The sequence below is a fragment of the Campylobacter sp. DY7 genome, from assembly GCF_057802535.1.
Genome location: NZ_JBYJAU010000060.1, coordinates 1 through 516, shown reverse-complemented (window position 1 = coordinate 516; position 516 = coordinate 1). Strand labels below are relative to the sequence as shown.

Below are 516 nucleotides of genomic sequence, written 5' to 3'. Positions count from 1 at the left end.
AAAAACCAAAGAATTTGAAATAGGAATTTGATTTTATTGTTTTAGTAGGTAAGCCCTTTATAAAAAGGGCTTATTTTAAGTCTTTCATGTATTCTAAGAATCGTTCATTAATTCTTGTTCTTTTGCTTTTATTTTTGCAAGTTCAGCTTCTTGTTCTTTTTTCTTTTCGTTTTCTTTAATGTCGCTTTTAATTTGCTTTAAAGAATCTAAAAAATCCATAACAAATCCTTATCAAGTTCTAAACTCATTTAGTTTTTTGTTTAGCTGCTCTGTCATTTCGCTTAGATGATTTGCTGCACCTGCTATTTCTTCAACGCTTCTTGCGTTTTCATTAGTGATTGTATTCATATTATTTACACCACTTAAAATATCGCTCATATCTTTGCTTGTATTTAAATAATCGTTCACAGTAGATTCACTAATCTTAACAGCTTCACTCATTACTCTTCCCATTTCATTAATGGTTTCTTGAGTATTGCTTGCTACTTGGGTTAGTTTGCTAATTTCTGCTGAGTT

At 29.8% G+C, this 516-nt stretch carries 1 protein-coding gene and 1 pseudogene; both read right to left on the bottom strand.

What is annotated here, in order from left to right; translation table 11 throughout:
* Window positions 1-93 precede the first annotated feature (93 nt).
* Window positions 94-219, bottom strand: coding sequence for a hypothetical protein (locus AC1B00_RS09710; protein WP_488849526.1), 126 nt, complete (start codon window positions 217-219; stop codon window positions 94-96).
* Window positions 220-231: 12 nt separating this feature from the next.
* A pseudogene (locus AC1B00_RS09705) lies at window positions 232-516 on the bottom strand (methyl-accepting chemotaxis protein); the annotation flags it as partial.